Origin of the sequence: Nocardia sp. NPDC051929, from assembly GCF_044548645.1 — a bacterium.
Taxonomy (GTDB): domain Bacteria; phylum Actinomycetota; class Actinomycetes; order Mycobacteriales; family Mycobacteriaceae; genus Nocardia; species Nocardia sichangensis.
This window is the reverse complement of the sequence record NZ_JBIUCG010000025.1, coordinates 112,865-132,173: the sequence shown is the minus strand read 5'-3', so window position 1 is coordinate 132,173 and position 19,309 is coordinate 112,865. Positions and strand designations below refer to the sequence as shown.

General features: G+C 67.0%; 5 protein-coding genes. 3 read left to right on the top strand and 2 right to left on the bottom strand.

Annotated features, from left to right (window positions below):
• Positions 1-55 precede the first annotated feature (55 nt).
• Genes ACIHAX_RS30350 through ACIHAX_RS30340 form a run of 3 tightly spaced genes read left to right on the top strand, consistent with a single transcriptional unit; the run spans position 56 to position 14,903 of the window.
• Positions 56-1,612: a hypothetical protein gene (locus ACIHAX_RS30350; protein WP_397280988.1), complete on the top strand. Its 1,557-nt coding sequence runs from the start codon at positions 56-58 to the stop codon at positions 1,610-1,612.
• On the top strand, positions 1,612-14,346 hold the full coding sequence (locus tag ACIHAX_RS30345; protein ID WP_397280986.1) for a C2 family cysteine protease: 12,735 nt from the start codon (positions 1,612-1,614) through the stop codon (positions 14,344-14,346). The genes ACIHAX_RS30350 and ACIHAX_RS30345 overlap by 1 nt, the downstream gene beginning before the upstream one ends.
• 26 nt (positions 14,347-14,372) lie before the next feature.
• Entirely contained in the window at positions 14,373-14,903 is a 531-nt protein-coding gene (locus ACIHAX_RS30340; RefSeq protein ID WP_397280984.1) for a type VII secretion system-associated protein, read from the top strand.
• A 45-nt stretch (positions 14,904-14,948) separates the two neighbouring features.
• Here ACIHAX_RS30340 and ACIHAX_RS30335 read toward each other — a convergent pair whose 3' ends face one another.
• The gene (locus ACIHAX_RS30335) at positions 14,949-15,242 is read right to left on the bottom strand and encodes a hypothetical protein (protein ID WP_397280982.1); all 294 of its coding nucleotides are present in this window, start codon (positions 15,240-15,242) and stop codon (positions 14,949-14,951) included.
• Between the two features lie 25 nt (positions 15,243-15,267).
• Complete coding sequence (gene eccCa / locus ACIHAX_RS30330) at positions 15,268-19,302, bottom strand: type VII secretion protein EccCa (protein ID WP_397280980.1); 4,035 nt, start codon at positions 19,300-19,302, stop codon at positions 15,268-15,270.
• Positions 19,303-19,309 lie beyond the last annotated feature (7 nt).

Below are 19,309 nucleotides of genomic sequence, written 5' to 3'. Positions count from 1 at the left end.
TGAACTCCGTCGGCGCGCCGCGCGAGCGACACGAGGGCGACGGCACGATCGCCTTGTGGCACCTAACCCTGACGCCGGTAGCAACCCGTTCCTTTCGCTGTTCGGTGAGTCGGGGCGGTTCGAGTTGCCGGCGGGGTTGTCGTTCTTGGATCTGGGTGAGGACTGGCAATCGTCGGGGTTGCCCTGGGATCTCGATGGCGAAGGCAAGCCCGAAGACGGAAAGCGCGTCAAGGACGCGGATAAGGACGACAAAGATAAGGAAGATAAAGACGAGAAGAATCCGAAGGGCGACAAGGACGATCGCGCCCCGGCGCCAGGAGGCGGGTCCGGCAAGGGCGGCTCGGGGAAGCCCGCGCCGAAAGGCGGCGGTGCGGGGCCGAGCGGCGGGCCACCGGTCAACAACCGCCCGAGCGGTGGGAACCCGAACATTGGCGGCAAGCCCAACAGCGGTTCGAACCCCTACGGCGGCCGGGCCAATTACAACTCCGGTGGCGACCCGATCAAGGTCGACCCGCAGGATCTGATCGACAAGGGTAAGCGGCTCGCCGAACTGCCGAGCGCGCCGAAGGGTCTGTTCGACATTCTCAGCACACTGAGCGACTCCTTGCAGCGGCTGGGAAGTCCCTGGGGGGCGGACGAGTTCGGTAAACAGTTCGCCGAGGGCGCGACAGGCTATTCGGCATCGGCCGAAGCGCTGGTGGGCAACGCGAGTCGGGAATCGGACGCCACCGGGGCGATTCCGATCTTCGGACAGCTACTGGTCAACTATGGCACCACAATCGAGCAGGCGGGCAGAGCATTCGCCGCGGGCGAGGACCTCTACGCCCAGTGGATTCTGAAGAACTACGTAGACGAGAACGCCAGTGGCGACCCCGGTCCGTACAAGGGCCCGCTCAGCTCCGATCCGAACTTCGGCAAGAACACCGGAAACAACAACCCGTCCAGCCCGCCGCCGGGTGATCAGGACCAGCAGTCCGGCAATGGAGGCGGACAGAATTCGGGTGGATCCACCGGCGGTGGTTCTGATCCCGCTGGCTCCTCGGCCGGTGACCCGGATGCCGACCGGCCGAACGGGCCTTCCACGCCGAATCTCGCGGCTACCGGTACTCCCGATCCTGCCACGCCACTGAGCGTAGAGGCTTCCTCCTCGACCCCGATCGACGCACTCCCGATGCCGGGACCGACGCTCGGCGGCGTCCCGGCACACCCCGGCGCGCCCGCGCTCCCCGGTGCTCTCGGTCCGAACGTGTACCGCGCGACCGATCCGGGAACGGGTGTGCCAGTTGACAAGACCGGTGGTCCGGCGACCGGCGGCAAGGGTGGAGGCATTCCGTCGGCGCCGCTGCCGCGGGTGCTCGGGGCGGCCTATGACGGGGAGAAGCTGGTGCCGAAAGCCGGTGGCATCGGCGCCCAGTCGCGTGCGGGCGTACTGCCCCAGGCCGCGATGCCGGGGATGCCGGGGACGCCCGCGATGGGGAGTAGTGGTCAGTCGGTCTCTGGCAAGGAGAAGCGGCAAGAGCGTCGTGAGCCGCCGGTCGAGGAGCAGTTCGAGCCCGAGCCCGACGCTGCCGACCCGTGGCATGGGCTCGGTCCGCGAGACGGCGGCCGGTGATGTCGATTCCCGATGCGGTACGGCAATCCGATATCAACCTGCCCGAGGACCTGCGGTGGTTGAGCTGGGTCGCCGGTAGCGCTTGGCCGGAGGGCAGCGAGAACGGCATGTTCGCCCTCGCCGACGCCTGGTCGGAAGCCTCGGCGGGATTGACCGGGCTGGTCTCGACTATCGAAGACGCGGTGGACGACATCCTCTCGGCGTATCCGTCGGCCGGTTCGGGTTCGGCCATGTCGCGCACCCTGCGGAACCTCACCGATGAGTCGGATCAGGCCTCGTTGCAAGCTATCGCCAAATCGCTCGGTCAGCTCGCTGATTCGTGCGATCAGGTCGGTTGCGCGATTCAACAGAACAAGATCATGATCATCGTCGGCCTCGTACAGCTGGTCTACGAGATCGCGCTCGCGTGGCTGTTCCCGCCGACCGCCGGCCCGACGCAGGCGGCGTTGATCGGGTGGTACCGCATTGTCTTCCAATACCTGAAGCAGCTGTTGCGGCAGATGCTCGTCGCCGCGCTGAAAGCCATGGGGCAGCAGGTGATTCTGACGCTCCTGATCCAGCTGGGACAGATGGCGGCCGGACATCGCGACGGTGTCAACGGTAAGGATTTGTGGTTCGCGGCGCTGGGCGGCGCGCTGGGTGGTGCGTTCGGCGCGATGTTCGGCAAGCTCGGTGGTGATCTGTTCAAGCTCCTGGGCGGAAAGATCACCCGTTCGCAATTCGACAGCAGGTTCCAGCAGCTCATGCGCGGCGCCGTCGAGGGCGGCGCCGGTGGTGTCGGCGGAATGATCGGCGGTGGCATCGCCAACCAGGTCATCAACGGTGGCGAATTCGAACTGGACCCGAGGATGCTCGGCGCCGGTGCCGCGGGCGCGTTCAGCTCCGGCGCGGGACGTTGGCGTGGCGCCGGCGCCGGCGGCGGCAAAGTGCACGTCGATCCCGTCGGCGGCCCGCGCAGACCGGCCGGATCGACACCACCGACCGAAGTGCCGCCCTCGGCCTCGGATACCGGGCCCGCGGCTGCACCCAAGAGCGCTTCGGACTCGCCGAATGGCAACGCGGGGAGAGGGAGTGGCGCGCAGCCGAACGAATCGCTGTCCGAACACCGCAGTGGGTCCTCGGCATCCAACCAGGGCGGTGACCAGACCGATGACTCGATCGTGAGCTCAACGCACCGGAACACCGCCGAGGACAACCTGTCGCAGCAGTCGTCGTCCGCGAAATCGGGTGGTGACGACTCTTCCGCACCGAACACCGGTCACGCGCTGGCGAACCATGAACAATCGGAATCGACTGCACAACGGCAGTCTTCCGAGACGGCCGGGCCCGCGTCGCAGCAGCTCGACGGCGGTCAGCTCGTACCGCAGCCACACAACGCGGCAACCGCATCCCAGCAGGCGGCGTCGAACGCCACCGGCGGGGACAAGTCCACGAGTTCGTCGCCATCCGCCCAACGTGGCGCGGACACCAAAGTTGTTGCAAGCCGAGACAACGTGCCGACGGCACCGAAGGACGACGTATCCGGTGACCACTCGGCGCGTGCGCAACCGCGGGCGGGTGGCGCATTCGATGCTCCGGAGTCCATTCAAGCGAAACAAGCCGACTCGACCGTCGCGACCAAGCCGGACGAGGTGCCGTCGAACCCGGTCCAGCGGCGTGCGGAATCCGCGCAACCCGAGATGAATTCGGTGTCCCTGAACCGGCCGGACGCTACGCAGGGAACCCGGCCGACCCTTGAGAATTCGGCCGCGGCATCCGACAAGACAACGCCGGTCAAGGAACCAGCCGGTGCTCCGAATCCCCAGGGCGACAAAGGGGAGAAGGCTCCGGCGCGCGAAACCTCGGCCGCGCCCGTGGCCGAACCGCGGGCCCGCGCGGGCGCCAAAGGCATAAAAGGCGTCAGCGACGACCTGGCTCTCGTCGGAAGGATCGACGAGGCCACCGGCCTGCGCTGGCGGCTGGTCGAGACATCGCTGCTCGATCCGGCCTGGCCGGGCGGCAAGGCCTTCATCCGGGAAGTCCTGGGCTTCGAGCAGACAATGCAGATGCTCCGTGGCAACAAGTCCCCGCACGAAGGCCGGGAGCTGTTCCGGCCATTCCAGGACGGCGACTTGCCGATGCGCCCTGGCTTCGGCCAGAAGAAGACGGCCGACGCCGACGATCTCGGCGAGGGCGCGGGCGGCGGCGTCCGCGGTTACGACGAACGAAACTCCCGGGGTGTGTTCCGGTTCAACACCGACGAGCTGCCCGATCACCGGTACACGATCGACAAGGACGGCCTCTGGTCCAAAGCCTCCGATCCGGAATCCAACGGTAAGCCGGATCCCGGATCGGACGTGATCCCGCGCAAGGGCGCCACGACGATCGAGGTGCCGCGCCAGGGCCCGATTCTGAGGCGCTGGGCCGAAATATCCGCGCCCGCGATGCGGACCGTGGTCGGCGACCATGACGGCAACTGGTACGTCGGCAAGAACATGCACCACGAGCAATTCCACAACGCGGGCGTCTACGTGGCTTTCCAAGCGCAATTCGTCAACGGGAAAATGGTCGCAGTGCACGACTGGGCAGGTGCCTACCAGCCCTCGCCGACTCGGGTGAAAGCCGCGCTGGAAAAGCTCGGGATCTACGGCGACCTGGCCCATTACGACCAGCAGGGACGCAAGTACACCGATTCCGATCGCGAGGGGTGGACGCAGGCCGTCGAACCGACGCTGACTTCGCGAAAGACGTCTGCGACAGAGATTGATTCGACTGAGCTGCCCGAGCCGGTCACCCGTGCCGTCTCCGATGAGCCGCAGCGGGACTTCCTCCGGGAAGCCGAAGACATCACCCGGATGTACAGGCGTGAAGATTGGGAGAACGCCACACCTGAGGACCTGCGGGAGGCGCTGCGAGGCAGCGTCCACCACGATGCGCGCGACGCGGAAAGCGCTGCGAAATATCACCGCGCGGTGACCGCCGCCGTCGAAACCATCCGGCGGGGGACAACGAAGTTCGACGACGACGGTGCGGAGGTGGCGCCGGGCAAGGTCCTGCGCTGGACCCAGGTCATGGGCACGATGGGAATGCGCGAGGGCCCCATCAATATGGAGGCGGGCGAGGGTAAGACGTTCGTCTTCCTCGCCGATTCGATTCTGAAGGCCGCCGCCGGTGACTCGGTGCACGTTTTCACCACTCGCGACACTCTGGCCAACGACGCGGTCAATCTGTACAAACAGGTTCTCGGGGTGCTCGGTCCGGACGTGTTCAACGTGATCAGGATGAATCCGAACGGCGCCGACGAGACCGGCCTCGATCCGGCGAAGCCGACTATCTATATCGGCACCCTCGACGATGCGGCATTCGGGCAACTCCGCGGCAAGTTCATGCGCGGGGATATCGCCGTCATCGACGAGCTCGACGAGGCGCTGTACTACGCCGACACCACCTGGATCATCTCCGACGGCCCCAGCCTGGCCGCGGATCCGCATATCGCCTCCCGCATCATGGCGGCTCGGCACTTCCTCGACAATCGGCTTGCTTCCGGGGATCTGAGCCCCGCGGACTTCGATCGGACGGACGGGCAGGTCGGCGGCCCGGCGAAGCTCAACGCCGAAGGCGCCGAGAAGGTCAGAGGACTGCTCGCCGAGGAGGATCCCGGCGCGAGCCCCGACGACCTCGCCGTCCAGATCGACCGGGTGAATTCCGCCGCATCGGCGCACTGGGAGTTCGTCGAGAACGACCACTACATCGTGCACCGAGGTGGCGACGGCGTCGACAAGGTCTACATCATCGACCAAACCACCCACAAGGTGATGTTCGATCCGGCGACCTCGACCGAGAGCCGGTGGAACGGCGGTCTGGCTCAGGCGATCGAGGCCAAGCACGGGATCACGATCCGGGGCGACTCGGTGTCTTCACAAAGCCTCACCGCCAAGACCATGCTCGCGGAGCGGTACGAATGGCTCTCGGGCGCTTCGGGCACGGCCGAGGGGGTGTCCGGCCACCTGGTCGACAACTACGGGATGAAGCCGGTAGTCACGGTTCCGCGCTTCACGGAATCGAAACTGGACACTCTCGAGGCGAATCTGGCTCCGAACCAGTCGGCCAAGCATGATGCGATCGCCGACAAACTCATCGGTCGGCACGGTGCCCAGGCGCGTCCCGAACTGGTGATCACCAACCGCAACAGTGAGGTCGCCGAGATCTCGGCCCGGTTGAAGCTCGCGAATATTCCGCACGAGGTCGTCGATGCCCGGTGGTTCGCGGACCGGGGCCCCACCGCGGAAGCCGACCTGAAAGCGATCTTCGACAAGGCGGGGCAGCTCGGCAAGATCCTGATCATCAACCGTCAAGGCGGCCGTGGCGTCGATATCGAGATCAGCGACGCCGTCAACGCGGCCGGTGGCCTGCATGTCAGCATTTCGGGCAAGTCGGATGTGCGTGACATCGATATCCAGGCCGAGAACCGCGCTGCGCGCAACGGCCAGCAGGGCAGTGTCGAATACTTCCTGGCCGCCGACGACGCGCTGTTCGCCACCGCTCCGCACCACGCCCAGACCATAATCCGCTACACCGACGCGGTCACCAGCCATGAGAACGCGACCGTCCGGCTCGATGAGGCGTTGGCCACAAAGGACCGCGCGGAGCATGCCGATGACCTGCGTCGCACCGTGCAAACCCGCACGGTCCGGGACGCGGCCCTCGGCGACTACACCATCGCGGAGGACGCGCACCGGGCGGCGACGGCCGAACGCGAAGCCGCCGAGGCCGCGGTGCGGGCCGCGGCGTCGCACCTGCAAGCGGAAAACGCCGCACGGCGGATGGGCCGCACGGTGCTGCCGCCGACCGCCGTCCCCGCGAGCGTGGCAGCACACACATCCGCACGGGACCTGGATATCCCGTCGCCGATACACGAGCAGCGGGCGGACCTCGGGCAGCAGGATGCCGATGTCTCTGAGTCGGCTACCGGTTCGCTGTCGGACGACCTGAGCGGTACCGAACTGCCGCAGCTGTTCGGCGACGATCAGTTCGGTCCGCCGGCGCCGCTCGCCGTCGTCGACTTCCCGGGCCTGTTCGTAGCCGATACAACTGGGCATCTGGTCGCGTTCGGGACCGAGGAAATGCCGGTGGTGCGGACCTATTCGCACGAGCAGAACCTCGTGCACGAGATCGAACATCCGGACTCCGGTCCGGTGGTGCTCGACAGCGCACTGGTGGCTGAGCTTTTCACCACCCGGACGCGCGATGACGGCACGGTGGTGGTGAGCTCGACGGCGACGGGGGCGCATGTCGTCACCGCCGGGACAACGTCGATGTTGCCCGCCGGGTCCGTCTACGGACGTCCTGATCCGCTCGACTCGACCAAGTTCACGCTGTACGGCGGGTCGACTGTCGGCTGGTTGTCCGTGGACGCGAATCGGATCGGCGTGACGCCACGCCGGGCGACCGGCCCGCTCCAGCGTGACGATGTCCCCGAAGCGGCGATTGTCAACGGCCACGTACCCGCGCCGGCGGTAGTGTTCGCGGACCCGCGGAGTCGTGTGCTGGGCGAGCGGCTCGCGGAGCTGACCGACGAGATCGCAGCCAGTCGCAACGATTCCGCACTGCGTGACAAGTTGACGGCGCAGCGGAAGGCATTGCACGACGAGTTGGAGAATCACTTCGCGACACTGCCGGAGGAGCAGCGCACCATCGCTGTGGCACGCGCGAAACAGCTGGGGAGCATCGATCGGCACACGGCGAAACTTGCTGCCGAGCACGAGATTTCGCTTGATACGGCGCGCGCGGAGATGAAGGCCGAGCTGGTCGCGGCGCTCGCGGGCAAAGATATCGCCGTGCGGATCTTCGAGGAGTCGCTGCTGGAAGTACTGCGGGATGGCCGGTTCAAAACGATATTCGATCTGGGCGACACCGACACCGGAATGAATGACCGAGCGCTGCTCGAAGCCCGCTGGTTCGGCCATGACGTGAATGACCATCCGATCGATAAGCGGGCCGTCTACGGGTACGTTCGCGTCGGCGGTGAACAGCCGGTCGGCGAGCTGAACGACGAACGATTGAATGTCTACGGCGACGCCGTGGTGGTCCTGAAGTCCGCAGTGCGGGCCCGCACGACGGTGTGCGTGGGAGATTCCATCGAGCATAAGCAAAATGTCTATCCTTCGAGCCTCGAGGATCCCGCACCGGAGTCCTTCGGCGTCTACCCGCCCCGCAGGCCCGGCCTGCCGGCCGCCCATGTCGGTCTGCGGCGAGACCTGACGCATCCGGACTTCCGGAAGTGGGGGTATGTGGAGGCGCAGGTGCACGGTGGCGTCACCAGTGCCGACATCGATCATGTGGTCTTCAAGTGGGAGCCGGAATCAGCCCTGCGGGATCAGCTCCATGCAGCCGGAATTCCCTGGAAGGTACTCCCGCACACGGCCCCGCCGATAGTGAACAAGCCAGGGCAGGCGGACCACGCGATCAGCAGCGGATGGAAAACCTATCTCAACTCGTCGCGCGCATCCGATGATCCGAATGCGCTGCACGGCAAGAACTTCCTGGGCGTGACGGTCAATTTCACCTACGCCGACGTGGTGACCCAGGACCTGATCGGACCGGCGGGGACGCCGATCGGGGTCAGTTACAAGCACGTCGAGTCGGAGATCGAGGGGGCCGAGCGCTGGGCGGGTGCGCAACAGTGGCACGACAAGGTGGTGCGTACCCGGCCCGGTCAAACCGGCAAGGATGTCTTCGCTGGTCAGACCAGGGTCGGGCACGAGGTCGTCGCGGCGCCGTGGGCGGCCGAATACGGCGGGGTCGGCCGGGAACCGATTTTCGTCAACGCCCACGCTGGTCCGAACGCCTTCGAGATCCGGCTGCGAACCGGAACGACGCTCGAGGTGAGCGGCGCTACATTCGCCAAGCTCGTCGAGCAGTCCCCGGCGCTGGAAGCCGCGCGCGCCGCCGGCGGTCCGAGCTCGGTCGTGCTGGTCGCGTGTGAGCCTGCGAAAGGTTCGGCGGCCACCGACTTCGCGGCTACGCTGCACCAGAGGTTTCCGGCCGCGCCGGTGCACGCCGCCGCCAGCGCGGTCTGGATCTCCAACTGGCAGAACCCGGCCGTGCCCACTGTTCGTTACCGCTACCTCGCCGCCGACAACAATGCCGGGTGGGTGAGTTTGCACAGCGACGGCACCCGGGTCGAGCACGCCGGCACCCGCTATCCCACCGGTGCGACCGGATCGTCGACCACCGCCGCCACCGAGCTCGCAGGGTCGAATTCACTGGGTTCCAGCCGCAATCCGATCGTGCGGCAATGGAAAGAAGTCCTCGATCCACCGGTGAGCTCGCCCCTGACGACGACCACTGCGGAAGGCGTGCGCGGCGCGAGCAAGCGGCACACCGAGTTCGATGTCTCGGACGTACTCACCCGAGCCCTGCTCGACAAGAACGGCACCACGATCGGAGTGTCGTTCGTCCTCGAGTCGGAGGGGCAGCGCGAGGCGATCAAGTGGGCGCGCGCGGCATCCGGGCAGGACAGTGTGGTGCTGACCGATACCGGTCAGGCCGTGGACCAGGTCACCAAGCGGCGCTTGGAATTCGGCGAAAATTTCGTCGACGCGCCATGGAAGACCGACTATGCCCAGAACGGTCCGGGTCCGGTCTATATCGACGCGCACGCGGACTCGAAGGGGTTCATGGTCGAGATCATCTGGAAGAAGGGGACGAAGCAGGAGTCGACTCGATCGGTGCGGGTCGACGGTGCCAACTACGCCAAGATCGTGAAGGCCGCCGAGGACTTCCGGGAGGCGCTGGGGCCAGGTGGTCAGGCGACGGACCGGTCGCTGGTGCTGATCTCGTGCAAGGCGGGCAAGCGGACGGCGGCGACCGATTTCGCCCTGGCGATGCGCGATCTGCTGCCCACCGCCCCGGTGCACGCGGGCGCGGGCGTGGTGCGGGTAGGCGTCAAGAAGGCGCAGAAGACCATCGCCACTCTCGGTGTCAACGACAACCGGGGCTGGGTCACCATCGGTCCCGATGGCGCGAAGGTGGTGCAGCAGAACACGATCAAGCATGCGTCCGCCGCGGTGAGTGGGTCACCCGGGCGGTCTACGGGGACGCCGACCGGCGTGGTGCCCGAGGTTGCCGAGGAGACGGTGGCCGACACCACCGCGGAGTCCGGGGCACTCGTCACCCCGGCGGTGAGCAGTGGCTGGCGCACGTATCTGAACTCGTGGCGGGTATCCAACGATCCGGACGTCCTGCACGGCAAGAACGCCTTCGAGTTGCCGATCAATTTCACCTACGCCGACGTCGTCGCGCACGAGATGTTCGGCTCGACCGGAGCATTGACCGGCGTCTGCTTCCAGAACCGCGATCTGGAACTCGACGCGAATCGACGCTGGGCGGCAGCGACGGAATGGCACGACAAGGTGGTGCGCACCCAACCGGGGCAGACCGGGAAGCAAGCCTTCGACGGTCCGAAAAGGGTCGGACAGGAGGTGGTCGACGCGCCGTGGGTTGCCGAGTTCACCCGGACCGGACACCGACCGGTCTTCGTCACCGCCCACGCGGGTCCGAACACGTTCGAGATCCGGCTTCGGACCGGAACCACGCTCGAGGTGAACGGTACGACGTTCGCGAAGATCGTCGAGTGGTCACCGGGACTGCGAGGCCCGCTGAGCACCGGCGCGGCGACCTCGATCGTTCTGCTGGCCTGCAAACCCGCGAAGGGTTCGGCGGCGACGAAGTTCGCGCGCACGCTACACCAGAACTTCCCGCATGTGCCGGTTCATGCCGCCGCTACCTCGGTGTGGCAGTCGACTATGCGTTATACGGCACGGCCGAATGTCGACTATCGCCTGCTCGCGGCGGACCGCAATGCCGGTTGGGTGACATTGCACAGCGACGGCACTCGAACAGAGCACGCGTCCACTCGCTACTCAGGCCCGGCCGCCGCTTCGAGTGGCGTGGTCGGCTCCGGATCGACCACCGGTGGCACGCTCAGCGCTCCGCTGCGTTTTTCCTCGGACCAGGAAGCCACCGAGGTGGTCGAGGCGGTAACCTCCGCCGAAGCGGTCGCGAACGCCGCTAGCCTGTGGAAGTGGCTGATCCGCAACATGTTCGACGACGCGTTCGATCACGCGGTGCGCGGACGCAGGCTGCGCGACGGGTCCGGTCTCGAGGAACTGTCCGATCTCGAGGATATGTCCGAGGATGCCCGGCACCCGGCGCCGGGCGCGGGCTTGCTCGCCGACACCGCCGAGATCCGATGGGGCGATGACGCACTCGCCGCGCTGTTCGCCGACCCGGACGCCGGCTCGACGGCAACGGCGAGCCCACCCGCTGCGACGGCGGAGCATCACCCACCGACCACGGAAATCCTGGGGGCGTTGCCTTTGCACGTCGCCCCGGCCGCCGAGGCGTTCGTTCGCGGCGATCGATGCGTGCTGATCGACGGACTCGGTACCGCGCACCGGCTCGACGTCGGCAGCGGCTGGCGCGCCGTGCAGGGAACATTCAGCCATCCCGGCACCGGCGCCGAATACATCGGGCTGGTTCCGCTGGATCAGAAGCACGACGCCAGTCCGATCCGGATCCGTAAGACGTTGCTCGCCGAGGCATTCGAGGAGAATGCCGCCACATTCTTCTGGGAGACCACCTACTTCCTGGCCCGTGCCGGTATCGGAATCGAAGGGTCCGGCGGCACCCCGGTCTGGCTACCTCCGCGTGCCGTCGTGGCGGTGAAACACGCGCACAATTCCGATGGGACACCGGATCCGAGCCGGACGATGCTCGGGCGTCCGAAGGCCGCTACCTGGCACACCCTCGACAGCGACATCCTCGGTCCACTCGTCCCCGAACTGCGCCGGTCGAACAATCCCCTCTGGGATGAGATCAGTGGTCCCCGGGTGTCGGACGTGCGGCAGGGCGCGCTGGGCAACTGCTTCCTGGCCGCCAACATGATGGCGCTGGCCCGCAGCCCGCTGCCCTTGCTCCGCGAAATGATGACCGATCTCGGTGACTCCGTCGCCGTCCGGTTCTTCGACAAGAACGGTGACGCGGCTTGGGTGCGGGTCTCCAAGGATCTCTATGTCAACGGCGACAACAGCACTCGCTACGCGGCCGACCTGGGGGTGTTGTGGCCCGCGGTCCTGGAGAAGGCCTACGCGGTCTTCGTCGGTGAATTCGGCTACGCCGGACTCGACGGCGGCAGTCCTGGGGCCACCGCCGCGACGATGCTGCCCGCCACGCTGCCCGGCGGATTGCGGTTCCAGCCGTCCCGGGCGGTCACCGATGCCTATTTCCATCATCCGATGCGGATGGACATCGACGAACTCCGCAGCCTGGCCGGCAGCGATGACGAGTTCGCTCGCGCGGTCTGCGCATTGCGTGGCGAGTGGGAAGGTCGGGTGCGCGACCATCGCGCACGCGAGGCGAATCCGATGGGTGCGGACGCGGATCGCGCGCAGGTGCTGGCACTGGTGGCCGGCAACGGGAACGACGTGTGGGCGGCCGTGCGTGAGTTCTACCGGCTGATCCGGCCGGACAACCCCGGCTCGACCGAGGGGTTCCGGCGCTTCCTGCACCGTGAGTTGAGCCCGCAGCAGCGCACGCCCTGGGCTTCGAACATCGAGCGCCTCGTCGATTCCGTGGACCGGACGGCGTCCTGGCGCACCCGTGAGCTGGACCAGCAGACCGGCAGGCACATCGCCGAACGCGTCTACTTCGCCTTGGGCCGAGGCGATCTGGTGATGCTGGGTACGCGCAACTGGGGTCGCGACGACACCGTCCAATTCCCAGGCCTGGCGGGCAATCACGGCTACACGGCACTCTGCGTGCAGCGAGATGAGGACGGCAACCCGGTGGCGTTGCGGCTGCGCAACCCATGGGGCACGAACAGATCGGCACAACCTCCGCTGCCCGGAATCACCTTCCAGGCCGACGGGGTGGTGGACGTGGAACTGCGGCATCTCAACAAATTCGCCACCCTCGCGATCTGTGGTCCGGGTGCGCGCGGCCTGTTCGGACTCGACCGGCTCGCCCCGCCTGGCGTCGACGATCTTGTCGGAACTCATTCGGAGGCACCGGAACCGGCACAGTCGGCCGACGCAGCCGAACTTCTCGGCGTCGAGTTGCCCGGCGCCGACGAGGGCGACGGTCACGCGGTCGCGCACGTCTCGCATCCGATCGATTGGAAGAAGCACCTCGGTGTACTCGGACAGCTGGGCGGTGGAAAGAAGTTGTCCGGCACCGCGGATCACACCGTGGTGCGGTTCCGCGCGAAGAATCTGATCCAGGAGCCGATCCTCGATCAGCAGGGCCGCACGGTGGGCATCACCTTCCTTTACGGGCCCGACGAGTTGGAGGTGCTGCGTACCTGGGGGAACGCGCCGAACGGCCACGGGATGGTTTTCCGCACTCGGCCGGGCGAAGCCGGGTCCGCCGCGCTCGCCGGTGACCGGAATCGGATCGGGTTGGACCGGTTCGTCCCGGCTCCGTGGGTGGCCGAGTACCAGGAGGGCAAGCCGGGACCGTTCTACATCTCGGTGCACGCCGACAGCCGCGGTTTCGAAGTCCGCTCGCGCGCCGGGCGGTCGATCGCCGTCGACGGTACGACCTTCGCTGCCATCGTGCAGGCGTCGCCGACCTTTCAGGCGGCAATGACATCGGGTCCGTCGCGGTCGGTCGTCATGATCGCTTGTGCGGTAGCGAACGGCTCGGCGGGCGAGGAGTTCTCGGCCGCACTGCACCAGACTTTCCCCGACCGCCGGATCTACGGGTCTCGCGGCGATGTCGATGTCCATGCGGAGAGTGGTCGCGGGGTGGGCCTGCTGGCCGTCGGCGACAACGCGGGGTGGATGTCCTACCTGAACGCCGTCGCGACCGACCACGCCGCGACGAGGTACGACGCTCCGGCCACCGATGGCAGGGCGGCATTCGTCGAACAGACGGCGAATGACACCGATATCGGCGACTGGGTCGAGCAGTTGCGGTCGACGGAGGCATTTTTCGGTGAGGAACCGTACTTCGCGGTGACCAGCGACCACCGGGTAATCGGCTTCTTCGGGGCGGACGTACTCGTCAACCCGATGCTCGATCACCACGGCGACACGATCGGCGTCAGTTTTCATCAGCCAGACCATCTCGCGGGCGAGCTGTTGTGGGCGCGGACGGAGAATTTCCACAACGTGGTCACCAGAATGCGCGACGGCGACGACGATTTGAGTGTGGTGGTGCAACGAATCCTGCGTGAAGAGTCGTCGCGCACCGAAAACGTCCGTGCGCCGTGGGCCCTCGACTATGCGAACGGGAAGAATGGACCGGTATATATCAGTGCGCACGCCGATGCGAACCTCTTCGAAATCAACCTGCGATCCGGGGTGACCATCGACGTCGACGGGCGGACCTTTGCCTCGATCGTCCAGTCCGCGCAACCTTTCGGCGCCGCGCTTGCCTCCGGGCTCGCCGCCGCGCTGGAGACGCCGAAATCGTTCGTCTTGATGGCATGCAAGGCGGCAGCGGGCGTTGCGGGATCCGGTTTCGCCGAGGTCTTCGGCAGGGTGTTCCCGGGGCGCCCGGTCCATGCGAGCACTGGCACCGTCAACTTTCATGTCCTGCGGGTCGACAAGGAGGAGGGGCCGCCGATACGGATCAGCTGGCTGGGTGCGAGCCACAATGCCGGCTGGATGTCCTATCGCAACGGCCAGCAGATCCGGCACGACCATACCCGGCACCCACCGCCACACCCCGATTCGACCGAATCCAGCTGAGAAGACTGACCGAGAAGGGCTCATCAATGACCGAGCAGAGCAACGACAACGACGCGGAATGGCTGTTCCTGATCGATCCGGGCTGGCAGCCCGCCGACGAGGACGATCGCCCGCCCGCACACGCGGTGCTGGGTGGCTGGTTCGTCGATACCGACGGCACCGCAGGCGAATTCCAGCCCAATCCGGACTATCGCCCCGCCGACGAGGCGTCGTTCATCGACCCGATCGACGCGACATTGCGGCTGGTCCTGGAGAAGCGGGCCGAACCGGGCCAGCTGCTGGCGACCCTGCGCGGTGCGGTGGTCGGTGTCGCGGTCGACGAGAACGGCAATCCGGTCGTCGCGGCGTCCCCGGATCAGATCCCCTGCGTGCTGGTGACCTCGGCGCCCGAGCACCGCAGGCACGCGCAGGTCGAAGGCTGGACCGAGGTCTCGATGGCCGAACTCGCCGCGGCGCTGCCGGAGGAGGGCATCGATGTCCTGATCAATCCCGGCGCTCCCGCATCGATGCGGCTGCTCGCCGGCGCGGTCAAGGCGGCGGTCGCGGTCGCGACCTGAGCGTGTGGTCGCTGAGCGGGTGTGCGCCGGCTCAGCGACCGTCGTTCAGAACCGGGATTCCTCGAAAGCGTCGCATCGGCGGCGCATTTCGGCGATTTGCTCGGGCGTCAGGAGCCGGTCGGGTACCGGTTCGTCGCGGCGCGTGAAGCCGGGCCGGGCGAGCAGTGCGGCCAGGGCTAGTACCTGGAGATCAGCCGGCGCCACCGTGTAGCGACCCGCGGCATCGACCATGCGCGCGTCGACGACGATGCACACGCTGCCGACCGCGACGACCGGAGCTCGATCGCCGCGCTCGGCCACGATCCTCGGCAGGTGCGCGGGGACGCTCGGCTCGTTCATCACAGGCCTTTCCGATCGGACCGGATCACAGGGCGGGCAGCTGACAGATCTGGACGAGCTCGCGCCCACGCGTGCGTGACACCAGCATGCCCCGGCCCGGCGGATACTGCGCCGGGCGGACGTCACCGAGCAGCACACCCTCGTCCTTGGGGGTGCTCATCAGAATGCCGTCGACCGACATGTCCTTGAGCGGGCCAAGGACATTGTCGTAGAGCGCACGCGACGCGCCACCGGCTCGCCGCGCGATCACCACATGCAGGCCGATATCGCGGGCCTGCGGGAGCAGATCGATCAGCGGCAGCAGCGGATTGTTCGACGCCACCATGTCGTAGTCGTCGACGATCACATAGACCTCCGGGCCGGTCCACCAGCTGCGTTCCCGAAGCTGCGTGGGGGTGATGTCGGCGCCCGGCATCCGCTGGGACACAAATCCCGCGACCTCTTTGAGGGTCGGGACCGAGGTTTGCGCCGAGGTCGAATATCCGGCCAGGTGCGGGCCATCGATGGCGCCGAGCATGGTGCGGCGGTAGTCGACCATAATGACCCGGGCATCGTTCGGGCTGCAATTCTCCACGATTCCCTGCGCGATATTGCGCAGCAGTGTGGTCTTGCCGCACCCGACGTCGGCGAAGACCAGCAGGTGCGGTTGCTCCTGGAAGTCGAGCACCATCGGCGCCAGTTCCGATTCGCTCAGTCCGATCAGGACCCGCTTGTTGTCCAGGCGCAGGCCCTGCGCTCGCGCGGTTTCCAGCACCTGCGCCCGGTCCAGTTCCAGCGGGAGTTGGCGCACGGGGGGTGCGTGGCGGTCACCATAGACCCGCGCCAAGGCTTCCTTGGCCGCGACGACGCCCTCGGCGAGGGTTCTCGGGTCGACGTCGGTGTCGAGGCGGGGCAGCGCGATCAACATGTGCAGTTTGTCGGGAGTCATGCCGCGGCCCGGGCGATTGATCGGAACGCCCACTGCCGCGCGGCGATCCATCTCCGAGTCCGACGGGTCGCCGAGGCGCAGTTCGATCCTGGTGCCGATCTGGTCCTTCACCACCGGCCGGATCTCGGCCCACCGGTTGGCGCCGAGCACGAGGTGGATGCCGTAGGACAGACCGCGCGCGGCCAAACCGAGCACCTGGCCTTCGACGATGTCGAAATCCTCCCGGAACGCCGCCCAGCCGTCGATGACGAGGAAGACATCGCCGAACAGGTCGGCCGAGAGCGGGTGCGCCGCGCGTTCGTCCTCGGGCAGCTGGGCGAGCTGCGCCTTCAGTTTCCGGAAGTCGCGCATGTTCTCGATGCCGAGGTCGAGAAAGCGGCGTTCACGCTGCCGCAACAGCATGCTGAGTTCGGCCACTGTCCGCCGGACGCGGTCGCCTTCGAGGCGACCTGCCGCCGACCCGACGTGCGGGAGACCGGTGAGCGCGGACAATGTGCCGCCACCGAAATCGAGGCAGTAGAACTGCACCTGCTCGGGGGTGTGGGTGGCCGCCGCGGCCGTGATGATGGTGCGCAGGGTGGTCGACTTGCCCGACTGCGGCCCACCGACCACCGCGATATTGCCCTGGGCGCCGGCCAGATCGATCGTGAGGACATCGCGCCGCTGCTCGTAGGGCTTGTCGACGATGCCGATCGGCAACCACAGATTGCCGTTGCGGTTGCTCTCCGAACGCCAATCCTGTTCGGGCAGCAGCATATCCACGGTGGGCGAGATGTCGAGCGGCGGCAGCCAGACTTCGTGCGCGGGTCTGCCGTGCCCGGTCAACCGCTCGACCACCACCTGCAGCAGTGACTGCTCGTGCGTGGGGGCGGGGGCTTCGGTCGCGGTCTCGCCGAGCAGTTCGCTCAGGTCCGGCAGTTCCACCGGGACCGGCTGCGCCGCGCGGACCGCGACGGCCGCGGCGGTGAAGAGGTCGACCGCGCCCGCTGTGCCGGTCGCCTCGGCGACGGCACGGTCACCGGCGGGCGGCACATAGGTGCCCGACACGTAGGTCGCGTTGAACCGCAGCGGGTCCGAGGAATCGCTCTTGAGATATCCGGCGCCGGGTTGACCGGGCAGGTGATAGGCGTCGGTGATGCCGAGCACCTGGCGGGACTCGCCGGCGGAGAAGGTGCGCAGGCCGATTCGGTAGGACAGGTGCGAGTCCAGACCACGCAGCCGGTTCTCCTCGAGGCGCTGCGATGCCAGCAGGAGATGCACCCGCAGCGATCGCCCGAGCCGGCCGATCATTACGAACAGTTCCGCGAAATCTGGTTTCTGCGAGAGCAATTCGGAGAACTCGTCGACGATGATGAACAGCGCGGGCAGCGGATCGAGCTGGGCTCCGTTGGTGCGCGCCTTCTCGTATTCGGTGACGTTGGCGAAGTTCCCGGTCGCTCGGAGCAGTTCCTGCCGGCGCGTCAATTCACCGGCGAGAGCGTCACGCATGCGGTCGACCATCGAGAGTTCTTCCTCGAGATTGGTGATCACCGCGGAAACATGGGGGAGAGGGTCGAGGCCGAGGAAGGTCGCACCGCCCTTGAAGTCGACCAGGACGAGGTTGAGCAGATCCGGTGAATGGGTGGTCACCATCGACAACACCAGCGTGCGCAGGAACTCCGACTTGCCCGAACCTGTGGCACCGATACACAGTCCGTGCGGGCCCATGCCGCTTTCCGCGGATTCCTTGATGTCGATCTCGACGGGCGTGCCGTCGGGAGTGACGCCGATCGGAACACGGAGGCGTTCGCGCGCGGATCGAGGCCGCCACACGGACTCGGCGTCGATCGTCGCGGCGTCGGGAATCGACAGCAGCGACATCAGACCGGGATCGCCGGAGACGTCGTCGCCGAGATTGACGATCTGGGCGGTGGTGGCGATCCGGAACCGAGCCATGGCGCGCGCGAAGGTGGCGGCCACCTCGGGGCTCAGCCGATCGGGACCCGCGAAATTCTCCACCGACCCGCCGGTGCGCGCGCCGATCACCTCCTCGTCGACGACCAATTGCAGGCCGCGCCGGACCGCGAGCCCGGCTGGTGGCGCGGTCAGGTCCAATACGGTGACCGAGTCGAGGCCCGCGTCGCTGATCGTGCGCTCGGAACCGCTGACATAGCCGTCGTCGATGACGACGACCACGTGCAGCCGGCCCGCGGTGGGCGGTGCGTTGCGCAGGAACCGGCCGCGCTCGAGCAGGTCCTCGCTCAACGCGGTCTCCAGCTCCGATAGCGACTCGTAAACCATGCGCGCCGCGCCGATCCCGTCGCGGTCTCGCGGATGTTGCAGGTGTGGAAGCCATTTCGTCCAACGCCAGGCGTCCGCATCGGGGTCGGCGGTGACGATGGCGAAGATCATGAAGTCCGGACCGTGAAAAGTCGCCAGCTCCATCAGCATCGACCGGAGCAGCGCGCGCCCGTGCTCCCGCGGGCCTTCGATGTTGACCGCGGGGAACGCGCGCAGCGAGATGGCGGTCGGCAGGCCGTGCACGACCGAGTGAGTGCGCACGAACCGGCGCAGCGCCACCGTCGCCACCGGTTCCAGGTCTTCGAGCGGGCCGGTCTCGGGCCTGGCCAGCTTGGTGGCGATGCGATGGCTGCCGACGCCGATCCGGACATGCCCGAAGTCGGAATCGCCGGGCCGGCGTTCCCACATCCGCCGTGTGCCGATCAGGGCGTGCAGGTCGACCGGGTGGGGGTGGCTCCAGATCAACGCCGCCCGCTGCGCAGTGCCGGTGCCGCGGACGTCACGGCGCAATTGATCGAGGTAGCGGAAATAGTCCTTGCGTTCCTCATTGAGCTCGGCGGCCTTCTTGCCACCGCCACCGGTGCGACCGGCGAACATGCCGACCATCGACATCAGCATCATCATCGGAAACATCATGGCCATGGGGTTGGTCAGCATCGACCGGCCGCTCATGGTGAACATCAGCGCCATCATGCCGACCATGGCGACCACCATGACCAGCGGAAGCAGGCGCTGCCACAGCGGGCCGGGCACCGGCGCGGTGATCTCCGGCGGTGCGTTGAGCACCACGTCGCCGCCGGGCGGCCGCGGCGGGGCGATCCGGGCCAGCCGAATGAAACCTTGTGTACTCATAGCTGTT